General features: G+C 41.1%; 18 protein-coding genes. 4 read left to right on the top strand and 14 right to left on the bottom strand.

Translation table 11 applies throughout. The annotated features are described in order from the left end of the window. Positions 1–2: 2 nt before the first annotated feature. Genes MRBLPE1_RS14860 through MRBLPE1_RS14830 form a run of 7 tightly spaced genes read right to left on the bottom strand, consistent with a single transcriptional unit; the run spans position 3 to position 10,827 of the window. Entirely contained in the window at positions 3–1,457 is a 1,455-nt protein-coding gene (locus MRBLPE1_RS14860; protein ID WP_364146479.1) for an alginate O-acetyltransferase AlgX-related protein, read from the bottom strand. Between the two features lie 16 nt (positions 1,458–1,473). After that, positions 1,474–2,859: an MBOAT family O-acyltransferase gene (locus MRBLPE1_RS14855; RefSeq protein WP_364146477.1), complete on the bottom strand. Its 1,386-nt coding sequence runs from the start codon at positions 2,857–2,859 to the stop codon at positions 1,474–1,476. A gap of 49 nt (positions 2,860–2,908) precedes the next feature. After that, positions 2,909–3,997: an acyltransferase family protein gene (locus MRBLPE1_RS14850; protein WP_364146475.1), complete on the bottom strand. Its 1,089-nt coding sequence runs from the start codon at positions 3,995–3,997 to the stop codon at positions 2,909–2,911. 54 nt (positions 3,998–4,051) lie between these two features. Continuing rightward, complete coding sequence (locus tag MRBLPE1_RS14845) at positions 4,052–5,131, bottom strand: glycosyltransferase (RefSeq protein ID WP_364146474.1); 1,080 nt, start codon at positions 5,129–5,131, stop codon at positions 4,052–4,054. Next, positions 5,132–8,731: a methyltransferase domain-containing protein gene (locus MRBLPE1_RS14840; protein WP_364146473.1), complete on the bottom strand. Its 3,600-nt coding sequence runs from the start codon at positions 8,729–8,731 to the stop codon at positions 5,132–5,134. 4 nt (positions 8,732–8,735) lie between these two features. Next, positions 8,736–10,049 (bottom strand): ABC transporter ATP-binding protein, encoded by a 1,314-nt coding sequence (locus MRBLPE1_RS14835; protein ID WP_364146471.1) that lies wholly within the window; start codon positions 10,047–10,049, stop codon positions 8,736–8,738. Further along, positions 10,039–10,827 carry an ABC transporter permease gene (locus MRBLPE1_RS14830; protein WP_364146469.1) on the bottom strand — a complete coding sequence of 263 codons (789 nt, stop codon included), beginning with the start codon at positions 10,825–10,827 and terminating at the stop codon, positions 10,039–10,041. Before MRBLPE1_RS14830 ends, MRBLPE1_RS14835 begins: the two co-directional genes overlap by 11 nt. A gap of 339 nt (positions 10,828–11,166) precedes the next feature. Here MRBLPE1_RS14830 and MRBLPE1_RS14825 point away from each other — a divergent pair, with 339 nt between their 5' ends. From MRBLPE1_RS14825 to MRBLPE1_RS14815, 3 genes are all read left to right on the top strand, one after another. Continuing rightward, on the top strand, positions 11,167–13,428 hold the full coding sequence (locus MRBLPE1_RS14825; RefSeq protein WP_364146467.1) for an O-antigen ligase family protein: 2,262 nt from the start codon (positions 11,167–11,169) through the stop codon (positions 13,426–13,428). Between the two features lie 177 nt (positions 13,429–13,605). Continuing rightward, positions 13,606–14,619: a peptidoglycan DD-metalloendopeptidase family protein gene (locus tag MRBLPE1_RS14820; RefSeq protein ID WP_364146466.1), complete on the top strand. Its 1,014-nt coding sequence runs from the start codon at positions 13,606–13,608 to the stop codon at positions 14,617–14,619. A 5-nt stretch (positions 14,620–14,624) separates the two neighbouring features. Next, the gene (locus MRBLPE1_RS14815; protein WP_364146464.1) at positions 14,625–15,074 is read left to right on the top strand and encodes a bactofilin family protein; all 450 of its coding nucleotides are present in this window, start codon (positions 14,625–14,627) and stop codon (positions 15,072–15,074) included. A gap of 78 nt (positions 15,075–15,152) precedes the next feature. Here the strand turns inward: MRBLPE1_RS14815 and MRBLPE1_RS14810 are convergent, their stop codons facing one another. The 5 genes from MRBLPE1_RS14810 to MRBLPE1_RS14790 all read right to left on the bottom strand — a co-directional run bounded on the left by MRBLPE1_RS14810 (position 15,153) and on the right by MRBLPE1_RS14790 (position 19,659). Continuing rightward, complete coding sequence (locus tag MRBLPE1_RS14810; protein ID WP_364146462.1) at positions 15,153–15,947, bottom strand: ABC transporter permease; 795 nt, start codon at positions 15,945–15,947, stop codon at positions 15,153–15,155. Beyond that, positions 15,940–16,860: an ABC transporter ATP-binding protein gene (locus tag MRBLPE1_RS14805; protein WP_364146460.1), complete on the bottom strand. Its 921-nt coding sequence runs from the start codon at positions 16,858–16,860 to the stop codon at positions 15,940–15,942. Before MRBLPE1_RS14805 ends, MRBLPE1_RS14810 begins: the two co-directional genes overlap by 8 nt. Positions 16,861–17,314: 454 nt before the next feature. Continuing rightward, entirely contained in the window at positions 17,315–17,776 is a 462-nt protein-coding gene (locus MRBLPE1_RS14800; protein ID WP_364146459.1) for a hypothetical protein, read from the bottom strand. An 11-nt stretch (positions 17,777–17,787) separates the two neighbouring features. Continuing rightward, positions 17,788–19,170: a sugar phosphate nucleotidyltransferase gene (locus tag MRBLPE1_RS14795; RefSeq protein ID WP_364146457.1), complete on the bottom strand. Its 1,383-nt coding sequence runs from the start codon at positions 19,168–19,170 to the stop codon at positions 17,788–17,790. Between the two features lie 48 nt (positions 19,171–19,218). Continuing rightward, positions 19,219–19,659 carry a PilZ domain-containing protein gene (locus tag MRBLPE1_RS14790; protein ID WP_364146455.1) on the bottom strand — a complete coding sequence of 147 codons (441 nt, stop codon included), beginning with the start codon at positions 19,657–19,659 and terminating at the stop codon, positions 19,219–19,221. Between the two features lie 129 nt (positions 19,660–19,788). On the opposite strand from MRBLPE1_RS14790, the gene MRBLPE1_RS14785 reads away from it, so the two are divergent. Then, positions 19,789–20,154, top strand: coding sequence for a helix-turn-helix domain-containing protein (locus MRBLPE1_RS14785; RefSeq protein ID WP_364146453.1), 366 nt, complete (start codon positions 19,789–19,791; stop codon positions 20,152–20,154). On the opposite strand, the gene MRBLPE1_RS14780 is transcribed toward MRBLPE1_RS14785, so the two are convergent. Further along, entirely contained in the window at positions 20,120–20,287 is a 168-nt protein-coding gene (locus MRBLPE1_RS14780; protein ID WP_364146451.1) for a hypothetical protein, read from the bottom strand. The genes MRBLPE1_RS14785 and MRBLPE1_RS14780 overlap by 35 nt on opposite strands. Before the next feature lie 211 nt (positions 20,288–20,498). After that, positions 20,499–25,103 carry a glutamate synthase large subunit gene (gltB, locus tag MRBLPE1_RS14775; protein ID WP_364146450.1) on the bottom strand — a complete coding sequence of 1,535 codons (4,605 nt, stop codon included), beginning with the start codon at positions 25,101–25,103 and terminating at the stop codon, positions 20,499–20,501. Positions 25,104–25,506 lie beyond the last annotated feature (403 nt).

Genomic DNA, 25,506 nt, shown 5'->3' with positions numbered 1-25,506 from the left:
TACTAGTCATACAAAAAACTTATACTTTCTACTGAATACTCTAAACCAACTTCCATTCCTAAATCTATCCTTATGCTATCAATCGCGCTTGGATAATCAATCTTAACAATATATTCTTTATTATTAGGATTCATTTCAAACAATTGGCTCTTTAATTCATCGTGTACTTGATCAGTGGCGGTTGTCCAAAAAATTTGTCCAATTGAAGTCTTGGGTGCCTCTTTGAATTTTATGGAAATATAATTGACTCTTTGTTCATTAGGCAGTTTCCAATATAGTCGAGGATCTATTCCTTCTGTAGATATCATAAACCCATTATCACCACCAGCAGTTTTAACATCAAAAGAAGAAGTCAAATTTTCTAAATTTAAAATAGCTGCTTTAAATTCGGCATTATTCTCCTCATAATCAAATTCATCAATTTTGTAGTCCCAATCCATTATAATAGGTAGTTCTCTTTCCACGACTTCGTAAATAACGATTTTCTTCCCTTTTAAATTGTTCACCAATGTTTCGTTTAAACGATTCTCAACATAATACAAATAATTTAAATCCTCTAAATAATTTGTAAGATGAGGTTTTATCACCGTTCCGAAACTATCGTGATACCATAACGTCGCCGGCAATTTTTTTTCAGTTTCCCCATAATCGATAACCGGAACTTTATATTTGGTTTTATAGGAGCTTGGGTTGTTAATACCTAACATGATATTTAAATCCCATCCTCCGCCCATTGTCTCATTAAAAGACATGATTTTTGGATTGAATGTCATACCAAATTCCGGTCCTACTTTCTTAAGAATTTCTTGCGTTGTAATAAAACCAGCTGTTTCATTCCAGTGTGTATCTCTTTTATAATAAAGATCGAATTTTTCTTTCTGTTTTTCCAATACTGGAACCAAATCTAAATGATTAACACCATCGTTAGTAAGACGTTTCATTAATTTATCATAATTATTTATACCTTGAGGATTTTGACTTTTATACGGCATATACTCAGGATATATTGAATTCTTATTAGGTCCTATAACAAATAAAAAATAAACCCCTTTTTTTTCTAACATCTTTTGCAATGTAATTAATTGATTCGAAAAATTTTCAATCTTCTCATCAGATGCAGTAGTCATTCTGTGATAATCAGTTAATGTTGGACTATAAAACAAATAATCGTTTTTTCCTATTACTACTTTTTCGTTTGAAGAAGAATGTAGTACAGCAATATCAATAAAGCTATTCATTCGAACAAGAACATCTCTAAATCCAAAGCTATCATTAATATAAGCCTCCAGATCTTTTGTGTACTGTCCAGTAAATATTTTTTGAAAGGAAAATGAAGGGAATCCCGTCTTATTTCTGTTCTCGTTCAAATCTGTTAATGGTATCACACCGGTAAACATTTGGACGGATGGAAAAACCATTAACAATAGAAATGCGATTACAAATCCTTTTTTCAACATTTGGTACTTCCCGCCCTTAAAATCTGAAATAGATAAATGGATTATAATTTGAGTTTGATAGTAGCAAGATGCAATAAAACCAGATCACTAATAAAATTACTCCTCTTATAATATCTTTCTTTAACCATTCACCCTTAATAGTAACAAAACTTAAAATGAGAGCTAAAATTGTAAATATTATATTTTTAGGGGAAAGACTAATTATATATTGGAATGGATTCGTTATATTAGTAAAATCAAACATTCTTGTTAGATATAATAATGCATTAGATAATGTTTCAACCCTAAAGAATACCCAGCCCACGAGGACAATAAAATAAGTTGTCAGAACCCTCAAAGTTGAATGGCTTTTTGACAAAAATGTTGTGTTTTTTTCAATAACAAGAAATAAACCATGAAACAAACCCCATATTATAAAATTCCAGCTTGCTCCATGCCAAAATCCAGTCAAAAAGAAGACTATCCATAAATTACGATTTGTTTTAAATGCCCCTTCACGATTTCCACCTAAAGGGATATAAACATAATCTCTAAAAAAACGAGACAATGAAATATGCCATCTTCTCCAAAACTCCGTTATGCTTTTTGAGATATATGGCATATTAAAGTTCTCTGGAATATCAAAACCCATCATTTTACCTAGACCGATTGCCATATCCGAATAGCCTGAAAAATCGAAATATATTTGCAGCGAATAACAAATAATACCTATCCAAGCAATTGGCATACTTAAATCTTGGTTGGACAGTTGAAAAACTTCATCAGCTATGCGACCAGCAGCATTTGCCAATATAACTTTTTTCCCCAAACCGATTGAGAATCTCCACATACCATCGAAAAATTTATCAATTGAATGCTTTCTTTCTTTAAATTGCGATGCAATCTCATTAAATCTAATAATAGGGCCCGCAATTAATTGTGGAAATAATGCGATATATAAAGAAAAATCTATGTATGAGCGCATAGCCTTTTCTTTTCCTCTGTAAACGTCGACGATATAACTTATCTTATGGAATGTAAAAAATGATATCCCTACTGGAAGCGCCACATTTATCCAATGGAATCCAGTCATCCCTAAAACAACCAGAACATCATTAAATTGATCCACAAAAAAATTAGCGTATTTAAAATATGCTAATAAAGACAAATTAATAATAATAGAAAGCGAAACAAATATTTTCTTGTGTTTTACCTTCTTAGACCTATCGATCAAAAGACCGAATACATAATCCATGAATGTCGATACTATCAACATATATAAAAACTCTGATGAACCCCATGCATAGAAAATATAACTAGCTAAAAGGATAAATAAATTTTTGGTTTTAAATGGAAGCACATAATAAATTAACAAGAAACATGGTAAAAAAAACATCAAAAAAACTACTGAACTAAATACCATTGTGTGCACCCTGAATCTATAGTTTTGTTAGTCAAACATTTTGAATTCGTTATACTTTTTTCACGAATCTTTCCCGCCAATTCATTATCGGTTTTTCCCAATACAAAAACATTAAGAGAGCCAAAATATACACCAATAGAAGTGTAAACAAAACGATTAAAATCATAAGTGTATAAGATGAAACTGATGTTGTCATATTATTAAACAATCGAAAAATATCATAATGAATTAAATAAACCGAATAACTAGTTATAGCAAGGAACGTTATCGCCTTTTGGATGTACTTATTTTTAATTTGATTGACAATGTTACTTTTATCTAATAACCAAATAAAAAACATGAAGGTCAAGGAAATAAAATCAAAAAAAACAGTCCTACTTATTATCGAATTATTTATGGCTTCTCTGCCGCTATCTAAAGCAAAAATATAATAAATATTAATTATCACGATAGACAAGAAGAAAAGGAGGAACAAATAAAAACTATTTATTCTAGCATAAAAAGTTTTAAAATAATATTTAATGCCCGCCAGCAGCACCCCAAACATTAGACTGTCCATACGTAAAAATATTTGCTTCCTAATTCCTGCATCCCATAATGGATCGTAATTGTATGTGTAAAAAAACTTTACACCTATGCTTCCAAATATGACAAAAGCACATAAGCTAAAAAAAAGAATTCGTCTATATTTTTCATCTCGTTTTGATAATAAGTATATAAAAACAGCTATGAAAAGATAAAACCATTCTTCTATTGATAGACTCCATGAAACAGCAAAAAAACTCATTTGAGAATAATTAAAATTTTGTATAAATAAAAAATGTTGAAAGTAATATGGGGTACCTACTAAAGCTCCGATTATTACCAATAGGGACAGTACTAAGAAATAACTAGGTAGAGTCCGAAACCAGCGTCTAATTAAAAATACTCTTAAAGATCCATCACCCTCATAGACATCTCTGATTAATATTCCGCCAATAAGGAATCCACTTAATACAAAGAATAATTCTACTCCTAATAGTCCGTTTATTGAAAATGTTTGCACATCCCAAAATTTTTCAAAAAACACTCGAATATGACTAATGAGTACTAAGATAATAGCAAGACATCTTGCAATATCGAGTCCGATGCTTCTCACGTCTATACCTCATATCTATCATATTTAAAGCTCTGAATCACTTTATATTAAAAATTATCTAAGTAGATTCTTTAATTTCCTGACTACTTTTCTAACCGTTATTTTTCTTGTGTGCTTTTGCACTACAACAACGCCACCTAATATCTCGTTCGACTGCTTAAAAGGTTGCGGATACATATATGGCATTTCAGGAATATCTCTAAATTTAATCCTTACTTCTCGGGCTATCTTCTCGCCACTTTCATAATATTCATAGCTCCAAGGAGCTTTTCCGAGTTCGTTTTGACCCATCTTTTTCATTTCTTTTACATAATTGTCTCTTAAGGTATATACAGCATTCTTAAGGTCTGGTACATATTTGTTGATCATACCTTCGTTTGCTCCTGAATCGAAACCAGAAAAGTGAAAGAAGCGCAATGGTAGATTATTAATAATATAATTACCTTGTTGATCTAATATCATCTTTCTTTTCGACAAATTCCACGGCGCCGCGTTGTAACCTGGATGCTTTAAGATGTGAACATTAAAGAAGGCTGGAGCTAAATCCACCCATTTCTGATCAGTAAAAATACCTCTTGGGATATCGTCATAACAGAACATAGCTAATCGGGATGCCCACCATTCTGCAAACTTCCTGCCTTCCTCAGTTGCCCGGCTAATCGCTAAAAAACCTAAGTTAAATACGCCATGCTTTAAAGCACTTAATTCGTTATCCATAACCGCATCCATGATATCTTCTGGGTGGCATAAATGAGGGGTTAGTACTACGCCATGTTTATCCAATGCTTCATCAAGCTCAGTTAGAGGGCTTAACACTTCAATATCAGGGTCCAAATATACAAACTTACTCTCTTGCTTATAATGATCTAACAAATAAACAAATAGCTGTCCTTTAACCGAAGTTGCTGCCTCAACAATAGAATGCTTAAATATAAATCTGTCAAAATCCTCATATCCTAAATCCTTAGCAAGCAATATTTCATCAAAATATTCAAATGATTGGGCAGCTGGATGTACCTCTCTTTCTAAAAGACAAACAATAAACTTCACTTCTGGTAAGACTAATTTAATAGATTTAGCAAGCACCATAGCTTTAGGCAAATAATTAGCACATATAGACGTTGTTACAATCATTTATATCATCCCTTCTTCATAAGTAGAAACTAATTTGTATTTCGGTCTTTTCTTTTTTACCCACTCTGTAATTTGATGCTTGTCCATAATAAATGCCATAATTGCAGAATCTGAATTTATGACTGCTCCTGATTCTACCCCTAATTTCTCAATAGTATGAGCTATATTTCCACTTCGACTCGTTGTAATTATATAAGCTCCGGCCGCCAATGCTTCTTGCAACGTGAACGAATAACTTTCAGGAACGATAGATAACAATAACACAACATCTATTTCTTGCTGCTCTAATACTTTGACTGCAGCCATAGGACCAGAATCCACAAACGAATAGCTGAAACTTTTGACAAAGTCAGAATATGTTTCAGACGAACCTATATGATAAAAATCATATTGTTCGTTTAATATTGTATTTGTATATAGTTTCTCCCACATTCGCCAACCTTTATTATCCATTTTATAACCCAGATAAGCGACTCTTAGCTTTCTATCTTCCGAATATGACGAGCGATTACCTGTTTCAATTAACCTTAAATGAGGTTTAATAACAATTTTATCAGTTAAATCTGGGTAGATCATTTCAATGGTCTCTTTTACAAAAATAGAAGGTACAATAACATCTTTGGTATCCTTTAGTATTGAATTTATAAGCACTCTCCACTTGTCAACATCGCGCCCATGGATACAATCTGAGCACACAACATGCACCGATTCAGATTTCATCTTATTTATACATGGCTGCGAACCCATCTCATTTTCCTGTATCATATGGTAACTGGAACAACTGATAAAGAAATCATGGGCAAAATAAGTAATAGATTTTTTATGTTTAACAAATAACTCGTGAATTTGATAATAATCCGAATACTGCCAGAACAATAAATGATGGATATGGATACCCTTTATTTTGCTAGATATCTTCTCTAAGAACTTGAGGCAGTCGGATAAACTAAAATAACCCTTTAGTGTTTGCCCAATGTATATCCCAAATCGATTCATTGAATGTGAATCTCCAAAAAAATGATGGTATGCTGGGAAAATAACGATTGTGCCTTCGCCAATATTTGTTCTAGCTTTTGTCTGTTCTAAAATACTTTTTTCAGTACCGCCCATTGAAATCAAATAGTCCGTATGTGAAATTACCAGCGTGTACTGAGTTTTTTTAGTATCGATTAATAACTCGTCCCAATTACTTCTTTTCTGTTTTAATATGCGATACTGCTGAAGGACAAGTTTAACTTTTCTTTTAATTTTTTTTTTGCATTTTCGAAGCAAGCTACCAATAACTCGAATTCCTTTTGTTATTTTCCAAGAACGTGAGTTTATCATTAATTCATTTTCTTGCTGTAACTGTAAAGAAAGACGTTGATTTGACGTCAGTTGTTCATTTAAGAGAATTAGTTCTTTATGAAGAAGCTCCTTCTGTTCGAGCAACGATACATTTTGTTTTGAAAGCTCCGTATTATTTTCTTGCTCCAGCATTGTCCAATGATATAACTCATTATCTATTTGTTTTGCTTGCATATAAATTTTTAAGTATATCTTATCGGCATCAATTTGAAGTTCATTTAAAGACAATATCCAATGTCCAGAATCACTATTGGCGATAAACATTAATTTACCGTCAATTAATTTGGTAACTATTCCATTTCGTTTCAATACTTTCCATAATAAATCTGACGAGTCCGTTGAGTAGAGTAAAACATTCTTTTCACTATAAATAGACAAACTTATAAACTTGCCCCAACCATTATATATTTGAGGTTCTAACCGAATCAGTTCAACCTCTTTAACTGAAAACATCTTTGTATCGTAGTATACTGTTTTATCCAAATTTAAGGGGATAAGCAGCGTTCGTTCCTCATCAAATTGGAAGTCTTGTTTGCTCCAATATAGCTTTAATTGCTGCGAACGTTCGTTTCTTTTAATATCCCAAGGTAACCTTGAATCGATTATTTCGTCTGGAGCAAAAGCCTCTGGAAAGGGTTGATTGATCCATTTCACGGCATACTCTAAGTACCTTTCTTTATCGCTTGGATAAATATCCTCATTAAGAGTACCTTCCTGCTCTAAAAATATAATGATTTCCTCTTGGGATACGGGTAACTTAGCCATATACAGCATATCAATTATAAATTGACTAGTAGAACGTTTTTTAAGAAGCAAAGTCATTTCATGATTTTCTAATTGAGTAACCGTATTGATAAGCCCTCTAAAAATCAAATATTTTATTGATAGATCTTCGTTCATTTCCCATTCATCATCAATATAAACAAGCTCATTATTATCTGTTCTAATAAGGTTAGTTGGCGTACAATCTAAAAACCTTCCAGGAACAGTCCCATTCCTGCTTTGGGATTCCAAATAATTAATCCATGGCGAAATATAAGAATAAAAAGCATTTTCTATATCAATTGATTTAAACACTTCAGGCAAACTATAATTAAATACTTCTCCCTTGATATAAGAAGATTCGACTAAATGATGTGTCACTCTGCTGAGCTTCGAAGAATCTTGTTCGAATAGTGTTTGCTTACTAACAACAATCGAGCTATCCTCTTTGAGTGTAAAATGGGTAGCAGCCGCGAATTCTTTTTTCCTTTGTGTTGAATAGGTACTTGCCAACCAAGAATCTGGATATAATGCGTTAACAGAATGATCAACACGGGCGATCACGAGAAACGAATTTGACATATCTGCAGCTAGCTCATTTCTAGCAATCACATTCCAAGCCCGACCTTCATGAAATAGCCGATTTTCTTGACCAGAGTAATCTTGTGCGCGATATTGACCAATAATTTGGTCAATATGGAAATCTGGTATTTTAAATGCTTTCTCACTAACGACTATGTTTGGCAGCTTATAATCTGGATATGGATATAAAAAATCTATTTCGCTAAAACCTGCTTGCTCTAATTTAGATGACAGTTCTTTTTTTCCATACGTAATAACACCAGTCGCTGCATAAAAATCATTAAGTCCATCAAACAGCTTTCCTGTATGATCTTCAGCTGCCCCATTAAAATACTTAAGTCCCAGCCTATTCTCTATAGCGACCAGCAGCACTCCATTGGGCTTTAGAAACTGTTTTGCTCTCTGTAGCAGCAGTCGGACAGGATCGTTTCCTTCCACGAAGGAAGGTGCATATTCTAAAACACCAATTAATGTGACAACATCAAATTTTTCAGTTTCTTCAAAAAGAACGAAATTGTCACAGTAGATGCTCACATTGGTAAGATCAGCGCATCGAGCAGCTGCAATTGACGCACGCCGTTTACTCCCTTCTACCGCTACGACCTTTCCCGCATTTTCAGCCATATATCGAGTCATCGCGCCGCAGCCACAGCCAATTTCTAAGACGCTCATGCTTGAATTAATGTTAAGAGGTCGAAGTAAATTGTGCCTGGTAGGGGTTAAGTGATATCTCGATGGCCAGTCCTTAATATTCTTCATCAGTTCTTCCGAATAGCTAGATTTATCATTTGAATCTCGTATTAATGTGAATAAATAATCTTCCGATTCATCTCCATCAGAATAATTAAAGGCTTCGGCATCTTCCCTGTGCCAAACCTGTAGTTCAGTATCAAATACATATGAAGACACCAAATCACCTCAATTCCGTTACATTCATATTTAAATCTACAATCCCAAAACCTAATGTATTATGGCTTAACTTAACATGTATCATATCGTATCTTCTATCTAAAGGAATCGGTTCTTCTCCTGGAATATCTTCTGCTACGCCTAATGAAATAAAATAATCGGCTTGAACAAGGTTTGGTAGAAATTCAAATTTAACAATAGACCAATCATCTTGATTTTTAATAATAAAAGGTTGTCCTTGGTCTCTTGAATTACTTCCATAAACAATAACGCCATCTGTTGTTTTAATAGTCAATCCGTAAACCGGTCTTAGAATCGTTTTGTTGAATTTAACTTTTAAACTGATTGACATGGGAAACGCAGTATTGTATTCCATTTGATTATATCTTCCGTCTGATTCGATTTGATAATCAACTATTTCTGCATCTCGGTTCCCCCATCTATACTCTTGAGGGTTATATGTAAGGTTCTTGATGCAATTATCATCATTGGGTCTAATTGTAATAAAAGTATCTTCTTCATTTTCCCGTTCATGGGCATTTTTTTTACTTACACTCGTTGTATTTACCGGTACCATTTCTGTTTTTCCAAATAATTGGTCATGATACTCATTAACGACGTCTTTTGGCGCACCTTCAAATATCATTTTTCCTTTATTTAATAAGTAAGCATAATCACAATGTCGGACTAACAATTCTGTAGTGTGCGAAACAAATAAAATAGTTTTACCTGCTTCTTGAAATTCTTTAAACTTACGAAAACACTTATTTTGAAATCTTGCGTCTCCTACAGCAAGCGCTTCGTCTACAATAAGAATGTCAGGATCCGTATGTACAGCAGCCGCGAATGCAAGTCTTAAAAACATACCACTGCTGTACGTTTTGACAGGTTGCTCAATAAAATCTCCTATATCTGCAAAATCGATAATGGAGTCCATTCTTTGATTAATGTCATCTCTAGATAATCCCATCAAAGTTCCGTTTAATACAACATTCTCACGACCTGAAAACTCCGGGTTAAATCCTGAGCCTAGCTCAAGCAAAGCAGCTATTTTACCTCCTACATGAACATTACCGTATGTTGGCTTCAATGTTCCTGCAATAATTTGCAATAAGGTACTTTTACCGGAACCATTTTGTCCAATAAGTCCAATCGTTTTACCTTTAGGGATATTCATATTTACGGAATCAAGTGCATTGATCTGACGACCTCTATTAGAACCGTTCAAAATCAGATCATATAGTCTATCAATTGGTTTATTGTAAACCGTGTATGTTTTAGTAACGTTTTTTATCTCTATAGCATAATCAGATAACATCTGCGAAAGCTCCTTTACACTTGCGGAATATCCAGTAACCAACAACAAAAACTACAAATGAAATGATAAAAATTTTACCCCACTCCAACCAATTCGGCATATTTCCCCAAAGCACTACTTCACGAAACTCAGTAATCATTCCTGTCAAGGGATTCGCGGCGTACAAAGATTGAAACTTAACGGGAACAATTTCTATAGGATAAAAAACAGGCGATAAAAACATTAGTATTTGAGCTACTATGTTCATCATATAATTCAAATCCCTTACAAACACTCCTAAAGAAGAGAAAATCCAGCCTATTCCAATAGAAAAAAGAGCAAGCGGAATTAATATAATTGGAATCAATAGAACAGTCCAATGAATGGTAGAAGTATATAATAATTGTGCGATAATCAATATACCAAAACTTATACATGCATGAATTAATGCAGACATGAAGATGACAATAGGGAAGATTTCAAGAGGGAAAACAACCTTCGTGACATAATTGGGATTTGAAACTATAATACTAGTCGATTTGATGAGAACCTCTGTAAAAATATTTATAATAATCATCCCAGCAAACAGCGTAATGCCAAAACTCATATGGGAGGTATCCTCTATATTCCATTTTGATTGAAAAATAACACTAAAAACAAAAGTATATATCGTTAATATTAACAATGGGGTCACAAAAGACCATAAAATCCCCAAATAAGATCCTTTATATCTAGCTAAAACATCTCTTTTAGTCATTTCTAGAATCAATTGATTGTATTTCATTAATCTTCTAATCATGAAGCTACTACCCCTATTATGCTCAATTTTATTTATGTACTTTAACTGCAGATTTTCATCCAAATTATTATAACATAATACAGTTGAATAAATGCGAAATATAAGATGACTTGTCGAAGAAAGTTGCTGGAATAACACGAAGTTGTTCATCTTAAGCATATAGAATATAAAACGTTTTTTGGTCATAACTCTGTAATTTATTTACTCTATTTCGATATTAATCCTCTTCGTACAATTAACAAGTACTATATTATAGCAATCTCCCCCCCCTTTTGCTAAAATACAAACAGGAGCTTTCGGTTCCGGTTCTACATAATGATGAATGAGGAGTACAAACGCATGGGTGCACAAAAAAAAACAAAAAGCAATATGCCGGCTGAAACAGCTGATTTATCGCTACTAAAGTGGATTGGGACGATCGGTCTTGCCCTATTCTTGGTTATTTTCCCTTATAAGCAAGGATTGTTTAACGGCTATGAATTGGGCTTTGACGGGGCGATTTACGGATCTATCATTTTCGGATTTGTACTGCTGCTCGTTACGGCCCTATATATTTATCGCAAGGGACAGAATAGCGGTTATCGAGGGATTTTGTCGATTGCGGTCATGGTGCTTCCTTTCCTTTATTGGCTTTCCTCGTTCCAAGCGGTATCGAGTTATTATGCCCAGTTTATGACTCTCGTATTTTCTCTGCTGGTGGCTCTTTTTATTTCCAGCCTCTACTTCGCAGAAGCTAAGCTTTCCCGAAAAACGATCGAGTACGGACTTATGCTTTCATCCTATTTAATCGTATTGTTTGGTTTACTCAACCTATTTGGGCAAATGTATTATAGGGATGCGCTATGGCTCGCGCATGACGGTTATCGACTCGCTTCCGTCTTCCAATATTCCAATACTTATGCAGGCTTCTTAATCGCCTTGTTTTTTGCCAGTCTCTATTACGCAGCGCACTGCATACGTCCTTCCGCGCGTATTGTACATGCTGCCATGCTTGTGCCGATTTGGATTTCATTCATGTTCACTTATTCCCGCGGAGCCATTGTCATTATTCCGGTTATGGTATTGATTTTTCTTCCATTTATGCGCTTCACGAAACAAATCGCCTATCTTGTTTTTATGGTTCTATCCGTAACGGTTTCCATGGCCATCTTGGGCAAGCTTACAGCTAATGCCGATGCCATTGCAGCGATTGTGCAGCCTACGGAAACGAAGGCGCAAAGCCCTGTTTCCTTATTCAGCTCATTGCCATTGCAAAGCTGGGGTCTCCTGATTTTAGGAATCGCAATCTCTACCGGACTCATCATGCTTTACCATGCCAAAGCCAGTTCATTTATAGAAAAAAAATCGGCAAAGCTTTCTACTTACAAATGGTCCTTTGCCGTTGTACCGGTTACCGCTGTCATACTAGCCGCGGTGGTTGTCGGCAGCCTACTCGGCAGCAGTGCCATTCGAGGGCTTCTCCCGGATAAAATAGCCGCGCGCTTTGAAAATATTAACCTTCAGCAGCACAGCGTGCTCGAACGCTTAACCTTTTACAAGGACGGTCTTCGCGTTGCGGAGGATTATCCGTTATTAGGCGGTGGCGGCGGCGCTTGGCAGGCGATGTACGAGCAATATCAGAACAATCCATATTGGAGCAGGCAAGCCCACAGCTTTTATGTTCAAACGCTGGTAGAGAGCGGTTGGATCGGCTTAATCGCCCTTATTGCTTTTCTCGTGTTCGTTTACGGCTTATACATTCGATCATTCATACGTTACCCAGAACTGCGAGGCAGTCATTTCGTCTTTTTCATGTTTTCATTGACGCTTCTTGTGCACAGCGTGATCGATTTTGATATGAGTTATATATTTATCAGCGCGATCGTCTTCATCTCACTCGGCTGCATGCTCGCACCATTTAGCAGTAAATTTGCTCTGGAGCGCATGCCCGCGGCGACCGGCCGACCGTGGTCAAAAATCGCATATCCGTCGATTCTTGCGCTATTGTCTCTCTGTCTGCTTGTCGTTGCCATACTGGAAAACAATGCTTTGCAAAAGTATAACAAGGTTTACAATTTGGCTGCTCAGCAGCAATCTTCGCTTGATCAGCTTTTACCGATGATCGATGATGCCATTAAAGCGGCGCCTAACCAATCAACCTTTACATTAACGAAAGCGAATTGGTTGGAGCAGGCCTTTACGCAAACAAACACTGCTTCTTATCTAGATGAAGCTTTAAGCGCATTGAATAAAGCAAGAGAAACGGATCCCTATAACCGCAACCTGCTTTTATCGCAATATCGCGTGCTGCAATCGAAAGGTCTTTTTGAAGAATCACTCGCTGTTATCGATGAAGGTGTCACCAAATTCCCATGGGATATAAATCTTTATGAAGCTGCGATAACCTCTTACGCCAAAGCGAATCAGACAGCAGCTGCGGAAAAAAACGACACGAAAGCTAATGAATACGCGGAACATATTCACGAACTTTCCACTGAAATAAAGAGAAGAATCGATCAGCTGGCTGCTCTCCCTCCGGAACAACAACAGGGGCGCTCCTTTGCATTCACGCCAGCGATTGAGAGTGCCATAGCCCAGCTAGAACTGGCAAAAGCGAACTGACTCTGCTGCCTTTCCTATGGTTTCTATCGACTGCCCGCTCGCACATTCCGTGCGCTGTAGGCGGTCTTTCTTTTTTTACTCGCAATATTTAAGGCATGTTTTATTGCATTTCAGAATAAATAGCAATAGAACATCATGATCATTTTATAGGTAACCACAAAAGGAAGGAGTGTACTATTGAAACGAGCACGAAAGCCTAAATGGTCCTTTGTCGTGCTGCGCGGCGCTGACAAAACAGTTAAACAGTTTCATGTATCTAAACGATTTGTTTTTGCTGCACCTACGGCAATCGTACTTGCTCTTTCGGGCAGCATTACTGGACTTCAATTAAAGTCTTATTATGAGCTGAATCAATTGGAAGCAGCATTGTCGGAGCAGGAGCTTTTGTTCTCAGAAACCTTATCAGGCAAAGACAAAGCCATTCACACGTTACAGCAAGATTTGATTGGTCTGTCCCAGCAAACAAATGAGATGAAAAAGAAAATGGAAGCTTTGCAGCAGCTCGAGCTCCGTTTAAAACAGTTTATTTATAAGTATGGAGACCGATTGGATTCCTCTAGCGAGCGAGTACCGATTTCCGATATGATTCCGCCCGCACAGACAACGTCCCTCCTTCCCGATGCATCCATTCAAAGCCTTAATTACATAAAAGAATCCGTACCGTTTTCTTTACTCGCCCAGAAAACCGATGTGACGTTAACCACGCTGGATTCAATTGCGGATACGATGGAGAAGTCCATGGCTTTGACGCTTGAGCTGGCCCATACCACTCGCGCTTCGGTGGATGCTTATCCTTCTATATGGCCTACGCGCTCTAAGCTGCTGTCTTCGGGATTTGGCTACCGTAGAGACCCATTAACCGGGCGTGCTGCCTTCCATGCCGGCATAGACATCACGGGAAAGTTAGGTGATCCGGTGTTCAGCGCCGCGGATGGCACAGTGTCGGAAACAGGCTACAACAGCTCTCTAGGATCGTATATCGTAGTCGATCATCTAGAAGGACTGCAGAGCGCTTATATGCACTTGAAAAAAATTGAAGCGAAGAAAGGCGATTCCGTCGTTCGCGGAGAAAAAATAGGCTTATTAGGTTCAAGCGGCAGGAGTACAGGTCCCCATTTGCATTTTCAGATCATGCACAAACATGAACCTGTTAACCCGATACCCTATCTAAGCTTAATTAAGGAGGATTAACTCTCATGTTTAAAGATCACAAACGGATAGCTGCTACCGATACTTTAATCGGACAAGGCACATTAAGCGAGGGCAATATGATTTGCGAAGCCGGCCTGCGAATCGAAGGGGAACACCGCGGTGACATCGAATGCAAAACGGATGTTATTATTGGAGAATGCGGACTTGCTCGCTCCAATATTACGGCTCGTGATATCACCATCGCCGGAAAAGTATTTGGCGATATTATCACGAAAGGGCGGCTTACCATTACCTCCTCCGGCATGCTGACAGGATCCATTACGGCTGCTCATTCGCTCATCATTCAAGACGGAGGCAGACTAATTGGGAGCTGTCAAATGGAGTTGGCCACAGACAGCAATAACCGTTCGCTTTTAGAAAAAGAGGCCTCGCAAATGAAAAGTAAAGAATTAACGGGCAAGGAATCCAAAGAAAAATCACGCCAAGCAGGTTAACCAAAAAAGCCGTCCTTCGCTTTGCTGCTTCATCGGGAAGCAGCTCGGGCAAGGACGGCTTTTTTCAATTACGATACCTTAAGAGGCAACGTCACGCTTGTTAAAGATATACCAGGTCAAAGCGATAAAGATTACATAATAAACTCCGAGCACGCCAATGGAATAACCCATCGTCATCCCTTGCCTCATCGGGTTACCGTCTAGGTACTGGGTCAGGTTTAAGTGAATAAACAAAAGATAGTCGATCCATTTATACTCCAGCATGGCAATTAATCCGACAAAGCTGTTAACGCCAAGCAGGAGAAACAAAGCCATACCGATTGCAAGACCGCTGCTTCGGAATATGGTGGAAAGCATGAAAGCGAGCGTTACCGTCACAACCAACGAAATTAGCGTCAAGCCATAATACTTCAGCATGTAAACAAGAGCGCTGGAACCGTCCTCTCCTACGAAAGTAGGCTTGATGTCCGGCGATGCATTAATGCCAAAACAAATCCAATTTACCAGCAAGGTGCTTCCGAAAAGCAGGACCGCGAGCAATAGCGCAAAAATCATAACAGATATGTATTTGGACAATAGTATTTTGGAGCGTGACCATGGACGGATCAAAAGCAGTTTGATCGTTCCGCTTGTAAACTCTTCAGCGACTCCGCCCGCGGCAATAACCACCGTAAAAATTGTAACCAGCAAAAACAATATGGATGATTCCATAAAGGCGACATCCCACATCGATGTATCCCGGCCGCCGAAAATTACCCATAAAATCGATATGGTAAGCACTAATACGATCAATATCCCCGTCATTACCCATGTGCGGGGGCGACGGTAAATTTTCATATTCTCATTTTGAACAAGCGGCAAAAAATTACCCAATTCGTTCCCCTCCAGTTACTTCTAAGAATTGGTCTTCGAGTGTTTTCACCTGCGCGCGGATACCGTAAACTTTAACTCCTGCCGCTACAAGAGAAGCATTAATAGCAGCCGTGTTTTCCTTGTCAGCCTCAACGGCAATCGCGTCAGTTCCTTCGGTCTCGCCTGAAATACCCGCCGCAAGGAGTACATCCAGAGCGCTGCGCTGGTTATCCACTTCTATAACGACGCGATTATTTGCTTTCGCGGCATGCTCGCCCCGAATGTTTCTGACATCAATTAGCTTTCCATTCTGAATAATAGCAACGCGGTCGCACATGAGCTCCATCTCAGACAACAAATGGCTCGATACGAACACGGCTATGCCCTCTTCTTTGGAAAGCATTCGCAAATAGTCGCGGAGCTCGCGGATTCCCGCCGGGTCCAAGCCGTTTGTCGGTTCATCCAAAATGAGCAGCTGCGGTTTATGTAAGATAGCCTGCGCAACGCCTAGCCGCTGACGCATACCGAGAGAGTAGGTCTTCACCTTATCGCGGATTCGCCCTTCAAGGCCAACCAGCTTTACGACTTCATTCACTCGATGCTCGGTAATGCCCGGAATCATTCGTGCGTAATGGATTAAATTATCATAACCGCTCAAATATTTGTACATCTCAGGATTCTCTACAATTGCCCCGACATGGCGAATGGCTTTCTCGTAGTTTTTCGTAATACTGTGCCCGCCTATAGTAATTTCACCATCCGTAAGCGACATTAAGCCTACCATCATACGAATCGTCGTTGTTTTGCCTGAACCGTTGGGGCCAAGGAAACCAAATACTTCTCCTAGCGGTAAATCGAGCGTCAATCGGTCAATGATCGTTCTTTTGCCGATTTTTTTTGTTACATTTCGCAATTTAACAATGGTCTGCTCCATATCCGTGCTCCTCCTTCAAAAATCCAAATCTTATTCATTATAAACGATTAAGGAAACAATTGGAAGTTGGTAAAAAAAAACACCTTTGCTCTACAGTTGGACTGTAGGGCAAAGGCTCGTATTATCTTCCGTTCGATAGGGCTGTATAACATGTTCGGCAACTTTCGCATCTGCGCGAAGGAACATTTTATAGTCATAGTTACTGGTCTTACCCGCCGTTCCTACTATAGCATCCAGCTTATCCTGCTCCACGCTGCATGTTAAGCAATAACCCATTGGATGTACCACTCGGAAAAAACCTGTTCGGAACAAAATATCCGCTTCAGGATTAGAAAGCATCTCCCCGCAACTAACACAATAAAAACGGTCCTTTGAACATATCATCCGATAGATCGCTCCCTCTCTCTTTCGTAATGATTGTATCAACTTCTATCTTTAAAAAATTCAAGCAGCATTAAATAGCAGAAGTTTGATCATAACGTCGATTTGCAATCCATCTCGAAATTTTGGGCCAATACGGAATTTGAAGCACTGCGGCTTCGATTAGGCGCGATCGCCAGTGATTTGTATACAAGACTCTGCCGTCCCTGTGCACAGCCTTCAGTTTGCCTATAATATGGGAAAATGGAATCGGCAGCTCCGGCCTATCGCAAGTATCTCCTCGGAATGTGTAAACCGCTGGCTGCTGTTCGTCGTCCAAATCAATTATCCGATAAAGCAACAATTGTCCTTCTTTGCTTTCAAACAAGCACACATCGCCGATCTGCAGATCCTCTTCACGCACGCGTACGAAGGTTGATACATTGCCGTCCCGCAAAAATGGATACATGGCGTTTCCGTAGCATGTTACATCGATAGAGCCTCTGCCGGCAATGACCTTCGCTAATATGACAGCCAGCTCATTCCGATTCACCATATTCTAGTCTCCTATACCATATTTATTTGACTAGTAATTTCATCCCAGGTGATACCGAGTCTAATAACATCGTCATCCTTAATTTGCTCACCCGTCTGTACCTCGATCAGATCCATATTAATCGTTGCCCGCAGACCATGCCTCGCACGCTCCGGGATCGTAATCGTGTCTCCCGGAGCGATGTGACGATACATTTCATCCAAAATAAGAATGCCTTCGCCAGATAGAACCGTCCAGGCCTCCCTTCTTTTAAAATGCATTTGGTAGCTTGTATTTTGCCCAGCTGCGATAAATATCCGTTTGGTGACGCTATGTAATCCTGAGGCTAGCACTGCCGTATCGATAACTCTGGAATGGCCCCATCGTCGTTCTTCATATTTTGGTCGTTCATTCATTGCTTGAAGCTTCGCATTTAATACGGTATCCGCATCCTTGCTCGTTACAAGAATCCCGTCTGGGCTGGCGGCTACAATCACGTTATTCAAACCAACGATCGAAATTGGGATATCCAGTTCGTTTATAAGCCGTGACTGCTCGCTGTCGTCCGATACTTCACCGATCCCCAGCTTTTCAAAAGCGATTTCTTCCGATAAGGTTTTCCATGTCCCGAGGTCCTTCCAGCCTCCGTCGTAGCGAATAACGGAACGCGAGCTTGTTTTTTGCGTAACTTCGTCTTCGAAGCTTGCTCTTGGCATTTTATAATACTGTTTGTATAATTCTTCGTAATGGATGGGCAAATTGCGATTCATGAGCATGTTGATCATAAAATCAAGCTGAAAGGCGTAAATGCCGCTGTTCCATAATGCACCGGCTTTTATCAGTGACTCCGCTTCAGCCTCGTTAGGCTTTTCTTTAAATGTTTTCACTGCTTGCTCATACATGCCCTCATCCTCGCTATGACGGCATGCTTCCGGCATGATGTACCCATATTGCTCCGACGGATAACCAGGCCTTGTCCCCAGCATGAGCAGCTCGGAATGGCTCTCTCTAACCAGCTTTGGAAGTCCTCTGATACATGAAAAGAACTCATTATCAACATATGCGTCTACGGGCATTACAATGACCGTTTCACTTAATGATACGCCTGCGATGGAATACAAATAAGCCGAAGCAAGCGCCACTGCCGGATAAGTGTCTCTCTGCTCAGGCTCAATAATAACCGGTGATTTCGCTCCTAGTTGTCTCTGCAGCATTTCTACCTGCTGACGACAGGTCGATATTCGCGCATGCTCCTGCAAATCAGCCTCATCAAGCTGTCGCCAAAGTCGTTGAAGCATCGATTCCATACCGCCATGCGGACCCTCCAGAACAGATAAATATTGTTTTGCGCGATTAGCGTTTGATAAGGGCCATAACCTTTTTCCCGATCCGCCTGATAATAATATGATTTTCAAAGAATGTCCCCCTTCGAGCAAGTCCTTGCAAGTCTATATTGGTACTCCCTAACCGCTGTAATGCAATCTCTTCGTATTCAATAATCTGCTGTATAAAGAATGGATTTTTTGCTGCTGCGGCTGTCTCTCCAAAATCTCTTGATTCATCACGCCGATGATTAACGAACGAAGCGTATTGGAGCATTCGAATAACACGCCATGAACAAATTGATTATCCTGCTTCGAATTCCAAACGATACGTCCTCTTACGATAATATGCACATTGGAGATCGTCATTCGAAACTCAACGGAATAGTTATGCTGGATGGGCAAATGCAAGCCTGATAAAAAGCATAAGCCATTTGGGCTTAGATTAAGAAGAAGTACCGTAGTCGTTGACGGCGTTAATTGCTGACCGTCTTTGCTGACCAGTCTTAGTTCTGCCTTTACGCCTTCTGTGAAGCGAAGCCTGATGTGGGCGCGCGATACATCGTTTGAATTCGTCGCCATACTCCATTCCTCCATCATACCTAATTGCATATTTGATCCTTTATGCTCATGAATTTTTAATATCACATGCAAATATTCCGGTTCCGTATTAAAATAGAAGTACCCGTTCTTTAATACAGGAGGAATTCGATGAGTATCGGTAATCGGCTAGCAGCATTGCGGGAGGAGCGAAAATGGACCCAATTGCAAACCTCAACCGCGCTTGGTATCTCGCGCGCAGCTTTATCTCATTACGAGAAGAATCGTAGAGAGCCCGATTCCGAAACGTTATCGAAGTTTGCTGATCTATTTCAGGTTACAATCGATTATTTGATCGGAAGGACTTTCATCCCCCAGCAAACATTAGCGAATGATGTACGCCAGTTCGTTGATCAGCTCGAGCTTTCTGATGAAGAGCTGTTAGCTAAATACCATCTAACGATCGATGGCAGGGCACTCACTGCTGAAGAAACGAAATGGTTTATTTCTCTGATCCGTGCTGAACGACTGCATTAGCTTGCTTTACATAAGAGCGCCATTTTGCCTCTGGAATCCCGATTTGCTTAAGTACGTCATCTATTTTGAGCACAATGACGCTAGAATGCTGGTCGGGCTTACCATTGGTCATCCCTGCCTCATCCTTTAACATATGATAGCTCCTAATAAAATAATAATAGTGATAGCTATATTAACATCATTATACTCGAGTCACCGAAGGGAATATGTCGGTTAATGGGTGCGGCTTTTTTCTAATTTAGTGGCATTTTGTCGAAAAACAAAAGGGACTGTCGCCTGAAGTAGCTCATGCTACTCCAGGGACAGTCCCTTGTTCATATCTATTGTTCGTTACTTTAGAATCATTATTTGCCGCCTGCTCTTGCAAGCTCTCTTTTGTTCGCTTCGAAGGCTGCAAGCAATGCTGCTTCGCCTACTAAACCGGTATCCTCGACCTTACGGATCTGTTCAAGCATACGTTTGTAGTCCTTCGGAATAACTTTAACGAATTTCGAAAGCGATACATCCCAATCGTTTAATAGACGGGAACCGATCGCACTCTCCGTATAGTGAACATGCGATTCGATCAATCCGCGCAGCTCAGCCACATCCAGTGAATCCTCGAGACGCTCCAGCAATACCATTTCCAAATTACAGTGGTTGTAGAAATCGCCCTTATCATCATAGATATAAGCTACGCCGCCTGACATACCGGCAGCAAAGTTACGTCCCGTATTTCCAAGAATAACGACGCGTCCGCCTGTCATATATTCGCAGCCGTGATCGCCCACGCCTTCGACAACGACATTAGCTCCGCTGTTCCGAACCGCAAAGCGCTCACCGGCAGCACCACGGATATAAGCTTGACCGCTAGTCGCGCCATATAACGCTGTATTACCGATAATAACATTTTCTTCGGCTACAAATGTTGCCTTCGGAGACGGCGCTACGATGATTTTACCGCCGGATAGACCTTTACCGACATAGTCATTCGAATCGCCTTCAATCGATAATGTAATACCTTTCGGTACGAATGCGCCAAAGCTTTGACCAGCCGTGCCTACAAAATGATAAGAAATCGTGTCTTCCGGCAAACCAGCCGCACCGTAACGGCGAGTAACTTCGCTGCCCAGAATCGTACCGACAACGCGGTTCGTATTCAGGATAGGGAAAGTACCGCGTACGCGCTCGCCATTCTCAAGCGCTGGCTGCGCAAGAGGAACCAGCTTCTGCATATCAAGCGAAAGCTCAAGGCCATGGTTTTGCTCTTGAATATTATAGCGTACTGCATCCTGAGGAAGATCCGCTTCGTAGAGCAAGCCAGTAAGGTCGATGCCTTTTGCTTTGTAATGCTCACGCAGCTGCTTCGTTTCAAGAATATCAACGCGTCCAACCATCTCTTGAATCGTACGGAACCCAAGCTCTGCCATAATCTCGCGAAGCTCTTCGGCAATGAAGCGCAGGTAGTTAACGACATGGCTTGGATCACCCATAAATTTCTTGCGAAGATCAGGGTTTTGTGTCGCAACGCCTACCGGACATGTATCAAGCTGGCAAACGCGCATCATGATACAGCCAAGCACGATTAGCGGAGCAGTCGAGAAGCCGTATTCCTCAGCGCCTAGCAGCACGGCAATCGCAACGTCGCGGCCATTCATCATTTTGCCGTCCGTTTCAAGAACTACGCGGTCACGCAATTTGTTAAGCATAAGCGTTTGGTGAGTCTCGGCAAGACCAAGCTCCCATGGCAGACCCGCATGGCGGATGGAACCCATTGGAGATGCGCCCGTACCTCCGTCATAACCGCTGACCATGATAACATCTGCGCGGCCTTTTGCCACACCCGTTGCAATCGTGCCTACGCCAACGCCGGATACAAGCTTGACGTTGATGCGTGCGCGCGGGTTAGCATTTTTCAAATCATGAACAAGCTCAGCCAAATCCTCGATGGAGTAGATATCGTGATGCGGCGGCGGCGAGATGAGACCTACGCCTGGCGTTGAGCCGCGAACCTCGGCTACCCAAGGATATACTTTAAGACCAGGTAGCTGGCCGCCTTCACCAGGCTTAGCGCCTTGGGCCATTTTAATTTGAATCTCGTCTGCATTGACCAAGTAGTTGCTCGTTACGCCGAAACGTCCGGATGCAACCTGTTTAATCGCGCTGCGGCGGGAATCGCCGTTCGCATCGGGAATGAAACGGGCAGGGTCTTCTCCGCCTTCGCCTGTGTTCGATTTGCCGCCTAGACGGTTCATCGCAATAGCCAGGCTCTCATGCGCTTCTTTACTGATCGATCCAAACGACATCGCGCCGGTCTTGAAGCGTTTCACGATGGATTCAAGCGATTCAACTTCTTCGATCGGAATCGCTTGACGTCCTTCCTTGAATTGAAGCAAGGAACGAAGCGTTAGATGCTTCTTGTCTTCACCCTGTACGAGCGCCGAGAACTTTTTGTAGAGCTTGTAGTCATTTGCACGGGAAGCCATTTGCAGCGTATGAATCGTCTGCGGCGTGAACAAATGGTCTTCGCCGTCTTTGCGCCATTGGTAATCGCCGCCGGAGTCAAGCTCCTTCTCGCCGCCCTCTTGCTCAGCAAATGCACGGTTATGGTGCTTCAACGTTTCTTCGGCAATCACGTCAAGGCCGATACCGCCGATGCGGGAAGGCGTCCATGTGAAGTACTCATTGATGACATCCTCTTTCAAGCCGAGCGCTTCGAAAATTTGCGCGCCGCGGTAAGATTGAATCGTCGAGATCCCCATTTTGGACAATATTTTAATAACGCCTTTGGTGGCTGCTTTAATAAAGTTCTTCACTGCTTTGTCATGCGATACGCCGCGAAGCATGCCCTGACGGATCATATCGTCAAGCGTTTCGAAAGCAAGGTAAGGGTTAACTGCGTTTACGCCGTAACCAAGCAGCAAAGCAAAGTGATGCACTTCGCGCGGCTCACCCGATTCGAGTAGAATAGCTACCTTCGTACGCGTGCCTTGGCGGATAAGGTGATGATGCAATGCCGAAACCGCCAGCAACGCTGGGATTGCAGCGTTATCCTTATCGACGCCGCGGTCAGATAGAATAAGCAGATTATGGCCTTTAGCAATGACACGGTCGGCCGCCTCGCACATTTGTGTAAGAGCAGCGCGTAAGCCCGCTTCGCCTTCATTCGCAGGGAAGAAGATCGGAAGCGTAATGGAACGGAAGCCTGGGCGGCGCACATGGCGCAGCTTCGCGAATTGCTCGTTCGATAAAATCGGCGTAGCCAATTTTATATGACGGCAGCTCTCAGGTTCAGGGTTCAATAGATTGCGCTCAGGACCGATAGTCGTGCCAGTAGCCGTAATGATTTCCTCGCGGATTGCATCGATCGGAGGATTGGTAACTTGGGCGAACAGTTGCTTAAAGTAATTGTACAAACGCTGCGGGCGTTCGGACAATACCGCAAGCGGAGCGTCATAGCCCATCGAAGCGATCGGCTCTGCGCCGCTGCCAGCCATTGGCTCGAGCACTTTGCGAACATCCTCGAACGTATAGCCGAAGGCTTGCTGTCTCATTTGAACGGTAGCATGGTTTGGTTCTGGCAGCTCAGGCGCTTCAGGCAGATCCTCCAAATCAACGAGATGTTCATCGAGCCACTCGCGGTAAGGATGCTCCTTCTCGATTTCCGCTTTGACTTCCTCATCGGAAATGATGCGGCCCTTCTCTGTATCAACTAGCAGCATGCGTCCTGGACGCAGGCGGTCTTTGTACAAGATATCCTCAGGCGGAATTTCAACGGTTCCAGCTTCTGAACCGAGAATAATGTGGTCATCCTTCGTCACGTAGTAACGAGCCGGACGCAGTCCGTTGCGATCAAGCACCGCGCCGATTTTCACGCCGTCCGTAAAGCCGAGCGCAGCCGGTCCGTCCCAAGGCTCCATCAAGGTGCTGTGGTATTCATAGAAAGCTTTGCGCTCGTCGCTCATGCTCTCATGATTGGACCATGGCTCCGGTACCATCATCATTGCCGCGTGCGCCATCGAACGGCCGGACAAGAACAGGAATTCCAGCGTGTTGTCAAACATCGCCGTATCAGAGCCGTCAGGGTTAATAACGGGTTTGATTTTCTCGATGTCATCGCCGAACAATTCCGTTGCGAACAACGTTTGACGTGCATGCATCCAGTTTACGTTACCGCGAAGCGTGTTGATTTCGCCGTTGTGGATCATGTAGTGGAATGGATGCGCGCGCTCCCAGCTTGGGAATGTATTCGTACTAAAACGGGAGTGAACAAGCGCCATTGCCGACACGACCGACTCATCGTTCAGCTCCGTGTAGAATGAGCGGACCTGCTCAGTCGTAAGCATCCCTTTGTATACAATCTTTCTCGAGGATAAGCTCGAGAAATAAAACATATTGCCGCCCTCTTTGCCGGCATAACGAATCGCAAGCTCGGAACGCTTACGAATCACATATAGTTTACGTTCAAATGCCATGTTGTCCTTCAGGCTATCGTTCATGCCGATAAAAAGCTGACGGACATAAGGCTTAACTGCTAATGCGGATTCACCCAGCTTCTTGTCATCCGTTGGAACCGTGCGCCAACCGATTACCGATTGGTTCTCTTCTTTGACAATCGATTCCACTTCACGCTCGATAGCTGCGCGGGCAGCCTCGTCCTGCGGCATGAAAATCATACCTACGGCATAGTGTCCTTCGACAGGCAGCTCAATTTCTTGTTTTTTCAATTCAGCTGCAAAGAATGCATGCGGAATTTGAAGCAAAATACCTGCTCCATCTCCCGTGTTCGGTTCGCTGCCTTGACCGCCGCGATGCTCCATGTTCTCGAGCAGCATCAGCGCTTGGCGGATGACCTTGTGTGATTTGATTCCCTTGATGTTGGCCACAAAGCCCATGCCGCAAGCATCTTTCTCGAACTGCGGATCATAGAGCCCCTGCTTCGGCGGCAATCCCAAAATATGTTCTTTCATTGTGTGCAACCTTTCTATGAGAAGATTTTTGGGTAAGCGTGAACGTGTTGAAAATAAGCACCGATGAATACGCATTACGCTTCATTTTTGGCTTGTTTTATCATAGAATGGTAGTCAGCGAGGCGCATCGGCCTGCTACTTGCCATTCGTAAGCTAAACGTCTGCAGCTCTGCCAAGAGCGCATCCGTCTAATATTGACCATATACCGGGCCTATACCGCGACATTGCGATTATTATATTATTTTAACATTAGGCCTAAGCGGAATCAATTTAATATTTTCATAATTATTTGCACTATTTTACTACAGCCGCAAACGTTGAACACAGTCCTTTTGCCGATCTGTCTCCAATTCATCGCGAAATATAAGCATAGCATAGTTCGCCACTTATATTTCCTTATATT

Source organism: Paenibacillus sp. LPE1-1-1.1, from assembly GCF_040676435.1.
Lineage (GTDB): Bacteria > Bacillota > Bacilli > Paenibacillales > Paenibacillaceae > Pristimantibacillus.
This window is presented reverse-complemented; position numbering and strand designations above follow the sequence as displayed.